Source organism: Burkholderia sp. SIMBA_062 (assembly GCF_046534765.1).
GTDB classification, from domain to species: Bacteria; Pseudomonadota; Gammaproteobacteria; order Burkholderiales; family Burkholderiaceae; genus Burkholderia; species Burkholderia ambifaria.
Window position 1 is genome coordinate 1 of sequence record NZ_JAWRYD010000151.1, and the last position, 349, is coordinate 349.

Annotated in this window: 1 protein-coding gene; it reads right to left on the minus strand. The window is 52.4% G+C overall.

Annotated elements, in window-relative coordinates:
* Window positions 1-223 (minus strand): IS1 family transposase (locus tag SB786_RS35800; protein ID WP_000179206.1); only part of this gene is annotated, 223 nt, incomplete at its 3' end.
* Between the last annotated feature and the right edge of the window lie 126 nt (window positions 224-349).

Consider the following 349-nt stretch of genomic DNA (forward strand, 5'->3'; position numbering starts at 1 on the left):
CGCCCATAATGCGGGCTGTTGCCCGGCATCCAACGCCATTCATGGCCATATCAATGATTTTCTGGTGCGTACCGGGTTGAGAAGCGGTGTAAGTGAACTGCAGTTGCCATGTTTTACGGCAGTGAGAGCAGAGATAGCGCTGATGTCCGGCGGTGCTTTTGCCGTTACGCACCACCCCGTCAGTAGCTGAACAGGAGGGACAGCTGATAGAAACAGAAGCCACTGGAGCACCTCAAAAACACCATCATACACTAAATCAGTAAGTTGGCAGCATCACCGGCGTGTTGTTGCAACATCGTAGTGTGTGGATTGCGCCTAGAGCTTCTTTATTCGTTCGAGCGCATCGCCA